The following is a 16,431-nucleotide window of genomic DNA, read 5'->3' on the forward strand; positions in this document are numbered from 1 at the left end:
TAGAAATATGTAAGAGGAGGGGGTGGCCACCAAGGTGGCCACCCCTTTTTCATGCCAACAAAGCTAAGATCTTTGTGGCTGGGCCCTTCGGGGCCGAAGACAATGGAATTAACGGCCCCTGTGCCAATGGAAGGCAACATGACTACCACAACACCTGAAACCCTTTCCGCCACAGAGCCCCAGTCCCAGCGCGCGGGCGGCGGACACCGCCGCCGCGTGCTCCTCAAGCTCTCCGGCGAGGTCTTTGGCGGCGGCAAGCTCGGCGTCGACCCCGTGACCGTGCGCAACATCGCCGAGCAGATCGCCCGCACCGTGGACACCGTCGAGGTCGCCATCGTCGTCGGCGGCGGCAACTTCTTCCGCGGTGCCGAGCTCTCCGCCTCCGGCATGGACCGCTCCCGCGCGGACTACATGGGCATGCTGGGCACCGTGATGAACTGCCTCGCACTGCAGGACTTCCTGGAGCAGGCAGGCGTGGAAACCCGCGTCCAGTCCGCCATCACCATGGGCCAGGTAGCCGAGGCCTACATCCCGCGGCGTGCCATCCGCCACCTGGAGAAGGGCCGCGTGGTCATCTTCGGTGCCGGCGCGGGCCTGCCGTACTTCTCCACCGACACCGTTGCCGCCCAGCGGGCCCTGGAGGTCCACGCTGACGTGGTCCTGATGGCCAAGAACGGCGTCGACGGTGTGTACACGGCCGATCCGAAGAAGGACCCCGACGCCGTGAAGCTGGACACGCTGACCTACGACGAGGCCATGCAGCGCGACATCCGCGTCATGGACCAGACGGCATTCAGCCTCTGCAAGGACAACAACGTCACCATGCTGGTCTTCGGCATGGAGGGCGAGGGCAACGTGGCAGGGGCCATTCTGGGCGAGAAGCTGGGCACCCTGGTCACCCCCTAAAAGCCGCCGGAAAGCGGTGCTGCGGCGCTGCGCGGCCACGATAGGATGAACACTGGAGCTGCGCAGCGCTGAGCGCCGCCATTGACGTTGAGTATGCATTTGCGAGGGAGAGACACGTGATCGAAGAGACTTTGCTCGAGGCCGAGGAAAAGATGGACAAGGCCGTTGAGGTAGCCAAAGAGGACTTCGCCGCTGTCCGCACGGGCCGTGCGAACCCGGCGCTGTTCGCCAAGGTCATGGTGGAGTACTACGGCTCCCCGACGCCGCTGCAGCAGCTGGCCTCCTTCGCCGTTCCGGAGGCCCGGACCCTGCTCATCACCCCGTTCGACCGCACCGCCATGGGCGACATCGAGCGCGCCCTGTCCTCCTCCGAGGTCGGCGCCAACCCGTCCAACGACGGCAATGTGATCCGCGTGATCATGCCGGAGCTGACCGAGGAACGCCGCAAGGAGTACGTGAAGATCGTCCGCGGCAAGGGCGAGGACGCCAAGGTGTCCCTGCGCAACATCCGCCGCAAGGCCAAGGATGCGCTGGACCGCATCGTCAAGGACGGCGACGCCGGCGAGGACGAGGGAAACCGTGCCGAGAAGGAACTGGACGCGATGACCAAGTCCCACAGTGACAACATTGACGAGCTCCTCAAGCGCAAGGAAGCTGAGCTGCTCGAGGTCTAATGAGCGACTCCCAGCCGGCGGCGGCTGGATCCAGTGCGGGTGGGGCGCCAGAGACGGGTACCGATCCATCCAGATCCGGGGATCTGTCGCCCACTCTTCCAACCCGGCGGTCCCTGAGGGCCGCCGAACGCTCGCGGCCCGGTTCCCCAGGGACGGGCGTCATTGCGGTCGTTCCCACCGCTGTGGCGCCTGCTGCGGAGGGCTCCGCATCGGCGGGCTCTGCAGCTGAAAGCTCTGCATCGGCCGACGCCGATCCGGCATCCGCAGGTGCAGCGCCCGTCCCGGCAGCGACCGCGGCAGCGTCGCCGACGGCGGCCGCCGAGCCTTCGGTGGGACCGCCGGCTGCTGCTCCGCCGGCGTCGACAGTTCCCGCGATTCCATTGGTGCCGGGCCCCATTGCGCCGCTGCCGGCCGCTGCCGCGGCGGCGCTGCCCGGGGCCATCGAGGACACCAGCAAGCACACGCCCAAGGCGGGCCGGAACCTTCCGGCCGCCGTCGGCGTCGGCGTCGCCCTGTTGGCGCTGGTGCTGGGCGGGCTGCTGTTCTTCCCGCTGGCCTTTGTGGTGTTTGCCACGGCCTTTGCCTGCCTGGGCGTCTGGGAAGTCACCCGGGCCATGGGCCGGCATGAGATCAGTGCTCCGCTGGTGCCGGTGATGGTGGGCACGGCGGCCATGCCGGCCGCCGCCTATTTTGCCGGGTCCGAGGGCCTGCTGTTTGCCTTTACGGCCGCCAGCGCGGCCACGCTGCTGTGGCGGGTGGTGGATCCGGCGCCCGGGGCCATCAAGAGCATCTTTGCCGGCGTTTTCGCTTTGGCCTGGATACCGTTCATGCTCAGCTTCGTCTTCCTGATGATCCGGGGCGGCGCTGCGCCGACCACGGGCCTGACGCTTGACCTTGGCGCGCTGAACCCCGGGGTGCTGCAGGTGGTGATCATGCTGCTGCTGGTGGTGGCCAACGATACCTTTGGCTATCTGGTCGGGGTGTTGTTCGGCAAGCACCCGATGGCGCCGAAGATCAGCCCCAAGAAGTCTTGGGAGGGTTTCGCCGGGTCCATGGGCGGTGCCACCCTGGTGGGGATCCTGGCCACGGTGTTCCTGCTCGACGAGCACTGGTGGGTGGGGCTGGCCCTGGCCGTCGGCATGGTGCTGGCCGGAACCAGCGGAGATTTTGCCGAGTCAATGGTCAAACGGGAACTGGGCGTGAAGGACATGAGCAACATCCTGCCCGGGCACGGCGGGGTGATGGACAGGCTGGATTCGATCCTGTTTGCCGCTCCCGTGGCCTTCGCCATCTTCAGCGTCCTGTGACGCGTTCAACGGTTCCACGCCTCCGCGGGGCCGGCAACGTAGGATGAATTCGACGCGCGTGGCGGACATGCCGTGCGCGACAGCCAGAGCACGTGACGACGTGCTTGACAGCAGAGGAAAACCAGCAAGGAATGACTGTGACCGTGGAAGAGATTGACAGGACCGAGGCGCCGTTTGGGCGCGTAGCCAGCAAGGACTACGGCTACAACGTCAAGCAGGTTGACCAGTTCCTCGACCGTGCCCGGGCCTTCTATACGTCCGAGGACACCTCGCACAAGGCGCTGACCTCCCACGAAGTCCGCGCGGTTTCCTTCGACCCGGCCAAGGGCGGCTACGAGGCGCGGGCCGTCGATGCCGCGCTGGACCGCCTGGAGGATGTGTTTGTCCAGCGCGAGCGTGACGAGCTGATCGCGGCCAAGGGCGAGGACGCCTGGCTGCTGCAGATCGGCAAGATCGCCTCCGTGCTGCGCGGGCGCCTGCACCGGCCCGACGGCGAACGCTTCCGCCGTGCCAAGGGGCGGGTCGCCAGCTACTCCACTGATGATGTGGACGCGCTCTGCGTGGAGCTGGTGAAGTACTTCGAAGAGGACAAGCCGTTGAGCGTGGACGTGATCCGCCGCGCCGTCTTCGCCCCGGCCACCGGTGCCGCCGGCTACGACGAGGCGCAGGTGGACGCCTTCCTCGACCGCGTCGTCGAGATGATGGCCTCGATCGACTAGCGCTGTCCGACCCAAACCTTTCGCGAAGAGGCAGTTGGGGACAGTCCGGACGCTCCGGACTGTCCCCAACTGCCTTTTCGCGTGTGGGGTGGTGCGGGGTGGGGGCGATTGGTGCGGGGTGTGGCGCGCGGCTAGCGGGGTTTGCCGGGGGAGAGTGGACGCTCGGGGACGTGCAGGCGGGTCATGAATCTGGCCGTGCCCGCCCCCTGGCGGTGCGCCGTCGCCCGGGAGACCAGCACCATGACGGCGAACGCCACCGGCACCGTCCACGCCGCAGGCTGGGAGAGCAGCTCATAGCCGGGATCGCCGGCATGCAGCCGTGGCCCGAGGAGGATGGCGCCTCCGCACAGGGTGCCGCCGGCCACCATGCCCGCGATGGCCCCGGCGTCGGTCAGTCCACGCCACCAGATGCCCAGCACCAGCATGGGGCACACCGTGGAGGCCGTGAAGGCGAACACCAGCCCCACGCTGCCGGCCAGGCCCAGGGACTGGGTGCCCAGCGCCACGGCAAGCGGCACCACCGCCGAGAGCACTGCTGCCCACCGGAACCCGCGCACACTGCCCCCCAGCAGGTCCTGGCTGATGACGCCGGCGAGGGAGACCACCAGCCCGGAGGTGGTGGAGAGGAACGCGGCAAACGCGCCGGCGATCACCAATGCGGACAGCAGCTCGCCGGCCGTCCCGCCCACCAGCCGTCCCGGCAGCAGAAGCACGACGGCGTCGGCCCCGCCGGCCGCCACCAGCTCCGGGAGGAACAGCCGGCCCAGCACGCCCAGAATGGTGGGAAAGATGTAGAAGAGCCCCAGCAGCCCGAGCACAATCAGGGTGGTGCGCCGGGCGGCCGAGCCGTCCGGGTTGGTGTAGAAGCGCACCAGCACATGCGGCAGCCCCAGCGTGCCAAAGAGCAGCGCCGCCAGCAGCGAAAGGGTGCGATAGGGGGATCCGCCGCTGCCGCCCCACACCATGGCCGCCGCCTCGGCGCTGGGGACGGGGGCGCCCGGGCCGCTCACCTGGAGCACCAGGAAGATGGCCGGAACCCCCAGCGCGGTGAGTTTGAGCCAGTACTGGAAGGCTTGGACAAAGGTGATGGAGCGCATGCCGCCTGTGGCGACGGTGAGGACGACGACGGCCACCACAGCCACCGAGCCCACCCACGCCGGCAGCCCGGTGGTGGTGCGGATGGTCAGCGCCGCGCCGTGCAACTGGGGGACGATGTAGAACCAGCCCACCACCACCACGAGCACGCTGGTGACGGACCGCGCCGCCGTGGAATCCAGCCGGGCCTGGGCGAAGTCGGGGATGGTGTACGCCCCGGAGCGGCGCAGCGGCGCCGCCACGAAGAGGAGCAGCATCAGGTAGCCGGCGGTGTAGCCGATCGGGAACCACAGCGCATCCAGACCGGAAACCATCACCAGGCCCGCGATGCCCAGGAAGCTCGCCGCAGAGAGGTACTCGCCCCCGATGGCCGAGGCATTCAGCCAGGGCTTGACGGTCCGCGAGGCGACATAGAAGTCGCTGGTGGTGCGGGAGATCCGCAACCCGTAGAAACCGATCAGCGCCGTGGCGGCGGCGACGGCGGCCAGGGCGGCGAAGCCGGCGGTGGCGTTCACTTCTCACCCACCAGATCGAGATAGCGTGCCTCGTTGCGGGCCGCCGCGCGGACAAAGAGCCACGCGCAGAGGCAGACCACCGGGTAGATGCCCACGCCCAGCACCAGCCAGGGCAGCGGGATGCCACCCAGCCGCACCTCCAGCAGTCCGGGCAGCAGGGTGGCCAGCAGCCAACAGCCGGCGAGGACCAGGGCAAAGGCTCCGGCCACCACGGCCGCCAGCCGCAATTGGGAGCGGATGAGGGATCGGACAAACACCTCGCCCACCTGGGAGTGCTCGGAGACCTCCTGCGCGACGCTGGCGCGGACCGGTGCAGCATTGGCCAGCCGGCGCGGTGCCTCCACCCGGACACGCTGCGGGGGCTCCGGGGCGTCCTGGCCCGGAACCGTCACGGCTGCGGCCTGACCTTGGTCGCGGCCAGTCGTTCGCGCAGCAGAGGAAGATGGCGGCGGCTGACGGGCAGTTCGGCATCGGCCACGGACAGCGTGGGGCGGGCTGCACCGAGTTTGAGCGAGCTGACAAAGGGCATGCAGACCAGATACGAGCGGTGGATGCGCAGGAAGCCGGCCGCGGCCCAGCGCTGTTCCAAATCGGCCAGCGGGACGCGGACCAGATAGCTGTCGTGGGCCGTGTGCAGCCTGGCGTAGTCGCCCTGGGCCTGGACATAGCGCACCTCGTCAAGGCGGATCAGCCGGCTGGTGCCGCCCTTCTCCACGGTGATCATTTCAGCCTCTGGGCCCTCCGGAGCCGGGGCCGCCAGTTCGGTGAGCCGCCCCACGGTGGCGGCCAGCCGCTCGGCCCGCACCGGCTTGAGCAGGTAGTCCACCGCGGCAAGCTCAAAGGCCTGCAGGGCGCAATCCTCATCGGCCGTCACAAAGACGACGGCGGGAGGGTTGGGGCGGGCGTTGATGGCGTGGGCGATCTCCAGCCCGGACAATCCCGGCATATGGATGTCCAGGAACAGGGCATCGATGCGGCTCTGCTCCAGGATGGCCAGTGCGGCCCGGCCGCTGCCTGCGCGGTGGATCTGCCCGATCCGCCCATCCTTGCCGAGCAGGAAGGACAATTCCGCCACGGCGGGAAGCTCGTCGTCAGCGACGAGGACATTGATCATGGCAACAGTGTAGGCAGTGCCGCGGCTGCGGGGAGTCAGGCGTCGTGGTCCGGCTGGGATTTGGGCACCCGCATCGCCACCAGGGTCCCAGCGCCGGGCGCGGTGTCAATGACCAGCCCAAAGTCGTCCCCGTAGACCTGCCGCAGGCGGGCGTCCACATTGCGCAGACCCACATGGTCGCCGTCGCGGTGGCCGGCGAGCACACTGCGCAGATGCTCCGGATCGATCCCCACGCCGTCGTCCTCGATGGTGACCTCCGCCAGCGCCCCCTGGTCGCGGGCCATGATCTTGATGTGGCCCACGCCCTCCTTGGCCTCCAGGCCATGGCGCACGGCGTTCTCCACCAGCGGCTGCAGGGACAGGAAGGGGATCACCGTGCCCAGCACCTCCGGGGCGATCTGCAGGTTGACCTGCAGCCGCTCGCCAAAGCGCGCCCGTTCCAGCAGCAGGTATCTGTCGATGCAGAGCAGCTCTTCGGCCAGCGTGGTGAAATCACCGTGGCGGCGGAAGGAATACCGGGTGAAGTCGGCAAATTCCACCACCAGCTCCCTGGCCCGGACAGGGTCGGTGTTGATGAAGGAGGCGATGGCGTTCAGCGAGTTGTAGATGAAATGAGGACTGATCTGGGCCCGCAGCGCCCGCACCTCGGCCTCCATCAGCAGGGTGCGGCTGGCACCGAGCTCGGCCAACTGCACCTGCGCGGAGATCCACCCGGCCACCTCGTTGGCCGCCCGCACCAGCGCCGGGCTGGCCTGTTTGGTGAAGGCCAGCACACAGCCCACCACCCGGGCATCGACCTGGATGGGGGAGGCGACGGCGGCCTTGACGCCATGGTCGGCACCGGCCAGGCCCAGATCCACCAGCTGGGATTCGTCGAGCGTGCACACCTGCGTTCTGCCGGTGGCCAGTGCACGCGCAGCCAGCGCCATCACCGCCCGGCTCCTGGCCGCCGATGGCGTGCGCGGGGCGGACCGCTCCGTGCGGGCCGCCGCGTCCCAGGCCAGCGGAGCCGATTCATCGGTCAACGCCAGGGCCGTGCAGTGCAGCATGGACCGCAGCGCCTTGGACGCTTTCATGGCACCGGCCGGTTCCAGACCGTTGCGCAGATGTCCGCCGGCCACTGTGGCCAGGTGGAGGGTGGTGTAGGTGGCCCGCTCCGCGTCGGTGCCCAGCTCGCGGCGCCGCCGCGACAGCCGGAAGCCCAAGGCGCCCGCCACGCCGGCGCCCAGGAGCACGACCGCGGCAGCGGCCAAGAGCACGGCGCTGAGCAAAACCGGGAAGGAATCGGGCATGGAGCAAGACTAGCGCCCGCACCATCCGCCATTGGGCGCAGCCTTGGTGCCATTGGGCGACGGCGGGATGCGGTGGACGGTCCAGCCCCCGCCGGAGGGTTGATAGTGAAGTGCATCACATCACTCAAGGAGGAATGATGGGTACTTCAGCCCAACCCACGCCACACGATCCGGTTCCCGAGATTGATTTTGAAGAGGTCCAGGCCACCGCCGAGTTCCAGCATCTGCGCCGCAAGCACCGCAGTTTCGTCTTCCCCGTGGCCATCGCGTTTCTGCTCTGGTACTTCCTGTACGTCCTGCTGGCCGACTACGCCCACGATTTCATGTCCACCAAGGTCTTCGGCAGCATCAATGTGGGGCTGCTGCTGGGGCTGGGCCAGTTTGTGACGACCTTCGCCATCACCACCTGGTACGTCAGCTACGCCAACCGCAAGCTTGATCCCGACGCATCCGCGATCCGGCGCCGCCTCGAGGAACCGTCCCTGAGCCAGGAAGGAGCCTGACCATGGGCGCCTACATGTCCCTGCCTGCCGCCGTCCCCGCGGCCCTGGCGACCCAGATGAAGGACACCACCTGGATCAACATTCTGATCTTCTCCGCCTTCGTGGCCATCACCCTGGTGGTGGTGTTCCGGGCCAGTCGCAACAACAAGACGGCAGCCGACTACTACGCGGCCGGCCGTTCGTTTTCCGGTGGCCAGAACGGCACCGCGATCGCCGGCGACTACCTCTCGGCGGCGTCGTTCCTGGGCATCACCGGGGCCATCGCCGTCAACGGCTATGACGGCTTCCTCTACTCGATCGGCTTCCTGGTGGCCTGGCTGGTGGCCCTGCTGCTGGTGGCCGAACTGCTGCGCAACACCGGCAAGTTCACCATGGCAGATGTGCTCTCCTTCCGGTTGAAGCAGCGCCCCGTGCGCATCGCTGCGGCCACCACCACGCTGATGGTCTGCTTCTTCTACCTGCTCGCGCAGATGGCCGGTGCCGGTGGACTGGTCTCGCTGCTGCTCGGTCTGGACAGCAAGGACACCCTGGGCCAGGCCGTGGTCATCACCGTGGTGGGCGGTCTGATGATCCTGTACGTGCTGATCGGCGGCATGAAGGGCACCACCTGGGTGCAGATCATCAAGGCTGCGCTGCTGATTGTCGGCGCCGCGGCGATGACCATCATCGTGCTGGCCATGCACGGCTTCAACCTGTCCACGCTGCTGGACGCCGCGGTGGCCAAGGCCGGCGACGGCGGAGCCGCCCTGCTGAATCCGGGCAAGCAGTACGGTGCTACGGGCACCTCCAAGCTCGACTTCATCTCGCTGGCGCTGGCCCTGGTGCTCGGCACGGCGGCCCTGCCGCATGTGTTGATGCGCTTCTACACGGTGCCCACGGCCAAGGAGGCCCGCAAGTCGGTGGTGTGGGCCATCTGGCTGATCGGCGTCTTCTACCTGTTCACCCTGGTGCTCGGCTACGGCGCCGGCGCCCTGATCGGTGCCAAGGAAATCCTCGCGGCCCCCGGCGGCGTCAATGCCGCGGCCCCGCTGCTGGCCTTCGTCATTGGGGGACCGGTGCTGCTGGGCTTCATCTCCGCCGTCGCCTTCGCCACGATTCTGGCGGTCGTGGCCGGACTGACCATCACAGCGGCGGCCTCTTTTGCCCATGACATCTATGCCAACGTCATCGCCAAGGACAAGTCCAACCCGCAGATGGAGGTCAAGGTGGCCCGCCGCACGGTGGTGGTCATCGGCGTCGTGGCCATCGGCGGCGGCATCCTGGCCAATGGGCAGAACGTGGCCTTCCTGGTGGCGCTGGCCTTCGCCGTCGCGGCCAGTGCCAACCTGCCGACCATCCTCTACTCGCTGTTCTGGAAGCGCTTCACCACCCAGGGTGCGCTGTGGAGCATGTACGGCGGCCTGGCCGTGGCGATCATCCTGATCGCGTTCTCTCCGGTGGTCTCCGGCAGCCCCAAGGCCATGATCCCCGGCGCCAGCTTTGCCTGGTTCCCGCTGGCCAACCCCGGTTTGGTGTCGATCCCGGTGGCCTTCTTCCTGGGCTGGCTGGGCACCATGCTGGACAAGAGCACGGAGGATCCCGCCAAGCAGGCAGAGATGGAGGTGCGCTCGCTGACCGGCGTCGGAGCCGAGAAGGCCACCAACCACTAGCGGCCTTCCAGCCAAACCGCACACGAAAACGCAGTTGGGGATGGTCCGGATCGTCCGGACCATCCCCAACTGCGTTTTCGTGTGTGTGGTTGAGGGGCGGTGCGTGGAGAGGGGCCGGTTGTTGCTGCCCGTCCTAATGCTGGTGGCCCTGGGGGATGTGCAGGGCCGGGTTGGTGCCCTCCGGCGATCCGCCGTGGCCACCGGATCCGCCGTGGCCGCCGTGCGGCACAGCAACCTGGCCGGCCGACGACGCCGCCAGACCGGGTGTGGTGACTCCGGCAACCAGCAGCGAGGCGGCAAACATGGCCGCCAGCAGCCGGCCGGCCGGGGGAGCGGCCGCGGGCGCACCCGCCGTCGTCCTGTCCGTGCCGCCCCTTGCGGCCAGCCGGCGCGAGTCCCGTGCGTCCCGCCGGCCAAGCCAGCCCAGGGAGCCGACGATCGAGAGTTCCAGCACGACGGCGCAGACCGCCGCCAGATCAAAGTGCCGCTCCGCAGGACTGCGGAACACCAGCTGGCCCAGGACCGTGGCCAGATGGACCGCTGCAGCCACGGACAAGACGCGCGCGGTCTTCGGTGCCAAAAGCGGGCGACCCCGCCGCAGCGAGAGAAGAGACCACAGCAGCAATGCTGCTGCCCATGCTGCGGCGGTGCCGCCCGCCGTCCAAAGCAGCGGCTGCCAGGTCCCGCCGCGCCCGGCCTCCACCAATAGGTTGGAGGCCAGTGCCGAGCCCAGGGCTGCGGCGCCGAGCCCGGCCAATCCGGTGTACAGCGCCACCGCCTCGGGGGCAACGGGGGTGGACCGGGTGCCGCCGGCCATGGCTAGGCCGTCCGGTGGGACATGGACGCGGAGACCGTCTTGTCCTGCGAGAGCCCCACTCCCAGCAGTACGACGGCGCTGGCGAGGTGCAGCACATTGTCGGCGCCGTTGAGGGCGATGATGTTCAGGCTGCTGCCCAGCAGGAACAGGCCCACGATGCCCACCAGCAGGTAGACGCCGCCCACGGTGGTGTTCACGGCCTTGGCCGCCGCCGTCGACTTCAGCCCTGCGGACAGCAAGGCAGCACCGATCAGCAGGTGGATGATGTTGTGGAGCGGGTTGACGGCGAAAATGATCAGATTGGCTCCCTCGGTGGCGAAAAAGCCGATGCCGCTGGTGACGACGAAGCCCAGCACGCCGACCAGCAGGTAGACGGCTCCAAAGATGGTGGCAAGCAGTTTGTTGGGTGAAGTACGCATCGAAACCAAGCCTTCCTTTTCCAATGGACAGGGGCCTGTGGCCCGTCCGGAATGTTGGGAGCTCCGACAGGAACCCCTCACGCATTATTCGGAGCCGCGGCGGGTGTGGATTGGATGGATGGGGGAAATCTTTCAGGTGCCATGGCCAAGCCCCCACGGCAGCCGCACACTTGAATCAACAGCCCTCCGAGCTGGGAAGGAAGACACCATGAACGAGAATGATCTGCCGGTCCACCCACCCATCGTGTTCATCCATGGCCTCTGGCTGCACGCCAGCTCCTGGGAGCCGTGGGTGGAGCTGTTCGCCAGCCGCGGCTACACCGCCAGCGCGCCGGGCTGGCCCGGCGACGGAGCAACCGTGGAGGCCACGCGGAATGCGCCCGAGGCGCTCAACGACGTCGGGATCGAAGCCATCTACAACCACTACGCAGGCATCATCGGGCAGTCGGAGACCAAGCCTGTGGTCATTGGGCATTCCTTTGGTGGACTGATTGCCCAGGAACTGCTGGCCAACGGCCTTGCGGCGGCAGCCATCGCCATCGATGCGGCGCCCATCAAGGGGGTCACGGCCCTGCCGTTTGCGGAGCTGCGGACGGCGCTGCCGGTGCTCGTCAATCCGGCCAACCGCCACAAGACGGTGTCCCTGACCGCCAAGCATTTCCACTACAGCTTTGGCAACACGCTCACCGAGGCGGAATCCAACGCGCTTCATGAGCGCTGGACCATCCCCGGCCCCGGCCGGCCGCTCTTCGAGGATGCCACGGCCAACTTCACCAAGGATTCGCCGGCGGCGGTGGACACCCACAAGGCCGTGCGCGGGCCGCTGCTGCTGACCGCCGGCACCAAGGACCACACGGTGCCCGAGCTGGCCACCTGGCAGGCCTACATGCTCTACGCCGACAACCAGGACTCCGTCACCGAACACCACCTCTTCGATGGGAAGGGCCACTCGCTGACCATCGACAGTGGATGGCAGGATGTGGCCACGGTGGCACTGGACTGGCTGGAGTCAAAGGGGTTCTAGCAAGGGTCAGCCGCGGGCCTGCGGGCCCTGCTCCAGCAGCGGGCCCATCCGGAACGGCACCAGTTCGTTCATGGCCAGCGACGTTTCGGTGCGCTCCACGCCGTCGCAGGCGAGGATCTTCCCGTTGATCCGAAAGAGGTCCTCGGCCCCGGTGGACACCACCCGGACCAGCAGGTCCGCCCGTCCGCTGAGGCCGTGGGCCTCCACCACCTCGGGAATGGCGGCCAATGAGGTGGCCAGCTGTGCCAGCTTCTGCTGTTGGACGTGCACGGAGATGAACGCCGTCAACGGGTAGCCCAGGGCCACCGGATTGACCCGGTGGTCGAAAGAGAGGAAGGCATGCTTCTTTTCCAGGACGGCCATTCTGGCCTGGACAGTGTTGCGGGAGAGCCCCAGCGATTGGGCCAGGGCCACCACCGTCTGGCGGGGATCGTCGATCATGGCCAAAAGGATCCGGGCATCGGTGCCATCCAGAGCTTGCATAATGCGCAACGCTAGCACGGTCCCGGGGAGGCAAACGGGGCATGATGCTCAGTCATTTCCGGATCGGTTGTGCCATCCACCGCCTGTGAGTAGTGTCACATTAGATGCGGACGAGGGTGTCCGATGACGGACAGCGGGCCAGAAACCCAGCACCGAGCCGGGTGGAGCATCCACAAGATGCGCCTTTCGGCAACAACTACATGCAAAGGGGCGTGGAACCATGGGCCATGGCGAAGCCGGCACAGCGGGGCAGGGGCAGGACATGCTCCAACTCATCACGGACAAGGGGGTCCGGGTGTCGCATCCGGAGCTTGACCCCTACATTGCCGACGTCACCGACGAGGAGTTGGTGAAGCTGTATGAGGACATGGTGGTGGTCCGGCGGATCGACACCGAGGCCACGGCGCTGCAGCGCCAGGGCGAGCTGGCCCTCTGGCCGCCGCTGCTGGGCCAGGAGGCCTCCCAGATCGGCTCCGCCCGTGCCCTGCGCCCGGATGACTTCGTCTTCTCCAGCTACCGAGAGAACGGCGTCGCCTACTGCCGCGGTGTGGATCTGACGGACCTGATCCGCGTATGGCGCGGCAACGCCTCCTCCGGCTGGGATCCGTACGAGATCAACATGGCCACCCCGCAGATCATCATCGGCGCCCAGACCCTGCACGCCACCGGCTATGCGCTGGGCATCCAGCAGGACGGCGCGGACTCGGCGGCTGTGGCCTACTTTGGCGACGGCGCCACGAGCGAGGGCGATGTCAACGAAGCCATGGTGTTTGCCGCCAGCTTCCAGGTGCCCGTCATCTTCTTCTGCCAGAACAACCACTGGGCCATCTCGGAACCGGTGGGCCTGCAGTCCCACATCCCCCTGGCCGGTCGCGCCGCAGGGTTCGGCATTCCGAGCATGCGCGTGGACGGCAATGACGTCCTGGCCGTGCTCGCTGCCACCCGCTGGGCGCTGGAGCGCGCCCGCAGCGGTGGCGGCCCGAGCTTCATCGAGGCCGTCACCTACCGGATGGGCCCGCACACGACGGCGGACGACCCCACCCGCTACCGCGATGCCAACGAGCTGGAGGACTGGCGCGCCAAGGACCCGATTGCCCGGGTGGCCGCACTGCTGGAGGCCAGCGGCGCCCTGACCCCCGCGATGGAGGAGCAGATCGCCGCCGCGGCCGACGGCGTTGCCAAGGACCTGCGTGCCGGCTGCCTGGGGCTGGTGGATCCGGAGCCGGAGGCGGTCTTCGCCCACGTCTACGCCACCCCCAACTCCTGGCTGGAGCGCCAGCAGGAGCACTACAGCCGGTATCTGGCCGGCTTTTCCGCCGACACCACCGAGGGGAGCAACTGATGTCCACGATGACATTCGGCCGGGCCATCAATGCCGGACTGCGCAAGGCCATGGAAGATGATCCCAAGGTGCTGCTGATGGGGGAGGACATCGGCAAGCTGGGCGGCGTCTTCCGCATCACCGATGGTCTGCAAAAGGACTTCGGCGCCCACCGGGTGATCGACACTCCGCTGGCCGAGGCCGCGATCATGGGCACCGCCGTCGGGCTGGCCTACCGCGGCTTCCGGCCGGTGTGCGAGATCCAGTTTGACGGCTTCATCTACCCCGGCTTCGACCAGATCGTCTGCCAGGTGGCCAAACTGCACTACCGCACGCAGGGCCGGGTCAAGATGCCCATCACCATCCGCGTGCCCTTCGGTGGCGGCATCGGCTCCCCGGAGCACCACTCGGAGTCGCCGGAGGCCTATTTCACCCACACCTCGGGGCTGCGCGTGGTGGCCGTCTCCAACCCGCAGGACGCCTACACGATGATCCGCCAGGCCATCGCCTGCGACGATCCGGTGCTCTATTTCGAGCCCAAGCGCCGCTACCACACCAAGGGCGAGGTCGAGGAGGGCGGGGCGCTGTCGCTGGCGCCGTCCATGGAGAGTGCCCGGACCGTCGCCGCCGGCACCGACGTCACCCTTGTGACCTACGGCCCGCTGGTGTCCACGGCCCTCGACGCCGCCACGGCGGCCGCGGACGACGGCGTATCCATCGAGGTGATCGACCTGCGCTCGCTGGCCCCGGTGGACTACGCCGTGGTGGAGGCCTCGGTGCGCCGCACCGGCCGGCTGGTCATCACGCACGAGGCCGCCCAATCCGGCGGGCTGGGCGCGGAGATCGCCGCCAGCATCACCGAGCGCTGCTTCAACTTCCTGGAGGCCGCCCCGGTGCGGGTGACGGGCTTCGACATTCCCTACCCGGCCTCGAAGCTGGAAAAGCACCATCTGCCGGATCTGGACAGGATTCTGGACGGCGTCGACAGGGCCCTGGGCCGCCCCAACTCGCAGAGCGGACTGGAAGGATGATGATGATCAAGGAATTCAAGCTGCCGGATCTGGGCGAGGGCCTGACGGAATCGGAGATCGTCTCCTGGCATGTGGCCGTGGGGGACACCGTGGTGCTCAACCAGGTGATCGCCGAGGTGGAGACCGCCAAGGCCGTGGTGGAGCTGCCCAGCCCGTACGACGGCGTGATCGCCCGACTGCACGAGGAGCCCGGCACCGTGGTCCAGGTGGGCGAAACGATCGTCTCCTTCGACGTCGTCGACGACTCTGCGGTGGTTGAGCGGAGCCGAAACCCCGAGCCTGGCCCAAACCCCGAGGTCAAACGCGTCCCCACCCTTGTGGGCTACGGGGCGGACCCGGAAAAGACCGGCCGCCCGGTCCGCCGCCGCCGCATCGGCGCGCCCGCCCCCGCGGTGGTTGAGCGGAGCGCAGCGGAGCCGAAACCTGGTTCCGCCGCCACGGGCCCGGCCGCCCCGTCCCCGCAGGTCGAGACCACTGTCGCCGCCCCCGGCGCCGCCGTCGAGCGCCCGCGGTCCACCCCGCCCGTGCGCAAACTGGCCCGGGATCTGGGCATCGACCTCACCACCGTCGCCGGATCGGGTGCCGGCGGGCTGATCGTCCGCGAGGATGTGCTGGCCGCCAAGGCCGGCGCCGCCCCGGTGTCCGCAGCCGTGCCAGCCGCGGCGGAAGCCGCCACAGCGGCGCCCGGGCCGGCAGCCGCCGCCCAGGTGCCCGCGCCGCCGTCGTCGTCCTTCGCCGGGCGGCCCCGGGAGGAGCGGGCGGACATCAAGGGCGTGCGCAAGCACACCGCCGCCGCCATGGTGGCCAGCGCCTTCACCGCCCCGCATGTCACGGAGTTCCTGACAGTTGACGTCACGGCCAGCATGGAACTGCTGGAACGGTTGAGGGCGCGGCGCGATTTCGCCGGGCTGAAGCTGACCCCGCTGACGCTTGTGGCGAAGGCGCTTTGCCTGGCCGCCGCGCGGCAGCCGAGCGTGAACTCGCGCTGGGACGAGGCCAATGGCCAGATCATCACCATGAACTATGTGAACCTGGGCATCGCCGCCGCCACGCCGCGCGGACTTCTGGTGCCCAACATCAAGGACGCCCATGCGCTGGACCTGCGCCAGCTGGCCGCCGCGCTGGGCGAGCTGGCCGAGACGGCTCGGGCGGGCAAGACCACCCCTGCCGCATTGGGCGGCGGAACCATCTCCATCACCAACATCGGCGTCTTCGGCATCGACGCAGGTACACCCATCCTGAACCCCGGTGAGGCGGCCATCGTGGCCATGGGGGCGGTGCGGCGGCAGCCGTGGGAGCACAACGGCGAGGTGGCGCTGCGCCAGGTCATGACCCTGAGCCTGTCCTTCGACCACAGGCTGGTGGACGGTGAGCAGGGCTCCAGGTTCCTGGCGGACATCGGCGCCGTGCTGGCCGATCCGGCCCTGGTGCTGGCCATGGTGTAGCGGACCCTGGCCTGCGGGGCGCCTAAAAGGCATTTCCGCAGGTCAGGACCGTTATTGTGCTGTTATTCAGTCGATTTGCAGGACCATTGACCGCCCTCTTGCGGGTGCCTATAGTTT

At 68.2% G+C, this 16,431-nt stretch carries 17 protein-coding genes; 10 read left to right on the top strand and 7 right to left on the bottom strand.

The features are described from left to right. Positions 1–138 precede the first annotated feature (138 nt). The 4 genes from pyrH (at position 139) to K254_RS0102230 (ending at position 3,606) form a co-directional block, all read left to right on the top strand. The gene (pyrH, locus tag K254_RS0102215; protein ID WP_035749429.1) at positions 139–906 is read left to right on the top strand and encodes a UMP kinase; all 768 of its coding nucleotides are present in this window, start codon (positions 139–141) and stop codon (positions 904–906) included. A 116-nt stretch (positions 907–1,022) separates the two neighbouring features. Further along, positions 1,023–1,580 carry a ribosome recycling factor gene (gene frr / locus K254_RS0102220; RefSeq protein WP_026554003.1) on the top strand — a complete coding sequence of 186 codons (558 nt, stop codon included), beginning with the start codon at positions 1,023–1,025 and terminating at the stop codon, positions 1,578–1,580. A gap of 383 nt (positions 1,581–1,963) precedes the next feature. Next, positions 1,964–2,887: a phosphatidate cytidylyltransferase gene (locus tag K254_RS0102225; RefSeq protein WP_442853039.1), complete on the top strand. Its 924-nt coding sequence runs from the start codon at positions 1,964–1,966 to the stop codon at positions 2,885–2,887. A 131-nt stretch (positions 2,888–3,018) separates the two neighbouring features. Further along, the gene (locus K254_RS0102230) at positions 3,019–3,606 is read left to right on the top strand and encodes a DivIVA domain-containing protein (protein ID WP_155848430.1); all 588 of its coding nucleotides are present in this window, start codon (positions 3,019–3,021) and stop codon (positions 3,604–3,606) included. A gap of 131 nt (positions 3,607–3,737) precedes the next feature. Here the strand turns inward: K254_RS0102230 and K254_RS0102235 are convergent, their stop codons facing one another. From K254_RS0102235 to K254_RS0102250, 4 genes are read right to left on the bottom strand one after another with little or no spacing between them, the layout of a single operon-like run. Continuing rightward, entirely contained in the window at positions 3,738–5,216 is a 1,479-nt protein-coding gene (locus tag K254_RS0102235) for a sodium/solute symporter (RefSeq protein WP_026554006.1), read from the bottom strand. After that, complete coding sequence (locus K254_RS0102240; RefSeq protein WP_051388695.1) at positions 5,213–5,608, bottom strand: hypothetical protein; 396 nt, start codon at positions 5,606–5,608, stop codon at positions 5,213–5,215. Before K254_RS0102240 ends, K254_RS0102235 begins: the two co-directional genes overlap by 4 nt. Beyond that, a complete protein-coding gene (locus K254_RS0102245) occupies positions 5,605–6,330 on the bottom strand; it encodes a LytR/AlgR family response regulator transcription factor (protein ID WP_026554008.1) in 726 nt (241 codons plus the stop codon). The genes K254_RS0102240 and K254_RS0102245 overlap by 4 nt, the downstream gene beginning before the upstream one ends. A gap of 35 nt (positions 6,331–6,365) precedes the next feature. Beyond that, positions 6,366–7,622, bottom strand: a complete 1,257-nt coding sequence (locus K254_RS0102250) for a sensor histidine kinase (RefSeq protein ID WP_026554009.1) — start codon at positions 7,620–7,622, stop codon at positions 6,366–6,368. 137 nt (positions 7,623–7,759) lie between these two features. Here K254_RS0102250 and K254_RS0102255 point away from each other — a divergent pair, with 137 nt between their 5' ends. Both K254_RS0102255 and K254_RS0102260 read left to right on the top strand, forming a co-directional pair. Then, positions 7,760–8,125, top strand: a complete 366-nt coding sequence (locus K254_RS0102255; protein WP_026554010.1) for a DUF485 domain-containing protein — start codon at positions 7,760–7,762, stop codon at positions 8,123–8,125. A gap of 2 nt (positions 8,126–8,127) precedes the next feature. Further along, positions 8,128–9,774: a solute symporter family protein gene (locus K254_RS0102260; RefSeq protein ID WP_081709835.1), complete on the top strand. Its 1,647-nt coding sequence runs from the start codon at positions 8,128–8,130 to the stop codon at positions 9,772–9,774. Between the two features lie 133 nt (positions 9,775–9,907). Here K254_RS0102260 and K254_RS24680 read toward each other — a convergent pair whose 3' ends face one another. Beyond that, positions 9,908–10,591, bottom strand: a complete 684-nt coding sequence (locus tag K254_RS24680) for a hypothetical protein (protein WP_051388697.1) — start codon at positions 10,589–10,591, stop codon at positions 9,908–9,910. A 2-nt stretch (positions 10,592–10,593) separates the two neighbouring features. Continuing rightward, the gene (locus K254_RS0102270; RefSeq protein WP_026554012.1) at positions 10,594–11,010 is read right to left on the bottom strand and encodes a DUF4383 domain-containing protein; all 417 of its coding nucleotides are present in this window, start codon (positions 11,008–11,010) and stop codon (positions 10,594–10,596) included. A 208-nt stretch (positions 11,011–11,218) separates the two neighbouring features. Between K254_RS0102270 and K254_RS0102275 the strand changes: the two genes are divergently transcribed. Continuing rightward, positions 11,219–12,034, top strand: a complete 816-nt coding sequence (locus K254_RS0102275) for an alpha/beta hydrolase (protein WP_035748884.1) — start codon at positions 11,219–11,221, stop codon at positions 12,032–12,034. A 6-nt stretch (positions 12,035–12,040) separates the two neighbouring features. Here K254_RS0102275 and K254_RS0102280 read toward each other — a convergent pair whose 3' ends face one another. Continuing rightward, positions 12,041–12,517 carry an Lrp/AsnC family transcriptional regulator gene (locus K254_RS0102280; RefSeq protein WP_026554014.1) on the bottom strand — a complete coding sequence of 159 codons (477 nt, stop codon included), beginning with the start codon at positions 12,515–12,517 and terminating at the stop codon, positions 12,041–12,043. Positions 12,518–12,737: 220 nt separating this feature from the next. Here K254_RS0102280 and pdhA point away from each other — a divergent pair, with 220 nt between their 5' ends. From pdhA to K254_RS0102295, 3 genes are read left to right on the top strand one after another with little or no spacing between them, the layout of a single operon-like run. Next, on the top strand, positions 12,738–13,859 hold the full coding sequence (gene pdhA, locus K254_RS0102285) for a pyruvate dehydrogenase (acetyl-transferring) E1 component subunit alpha (protein WP_026554015.1): 1,122 nt from the start codon (positions 12,738–12,740) through the stop codon (positions 13,857–13,859). After that, positions 13,859–14,869 (top strand): alpha-ketoacid dehydrogenase subunit beta, encoded by a 1,011-nt coding sequence (locus tag K254_RS0102290; RefSeq protein ID WP_026554016.1) that lies wholly within the window; start codon positions 13,859–13,861, stop codon positions 14,867–14,869. The genes pdhA and K254_RS0102290 overlap by 1 nt, the downstream gene beginning before the upstream one ends. A gap of 2 nt (positions 14,870–14,871) precedes the next feature. Further along, positions 14,872–16,314, top strand: a complete 1,443-nt coding sequence (locus K254_RS0102295) for a dihydrolipoamide acetyltransferase family protein (RefSeq protein WP_026554017.1) — start codon at positions 14,872–14,874, stop codon at positions 16,312–16,314. The last annotated feature ends 117 nt before the right edge of the window (positions 16,315–16,431 follow it).

This window comes from Arthrobacter sp. 35W (assembly GCF_000482545.1).
In the GTDB taxonomy this organism is placed as follows: Bacteria; Actinomycetota; Actinomycetes; order Actinomycetales; family Micrococcaceae; genus Specibacter.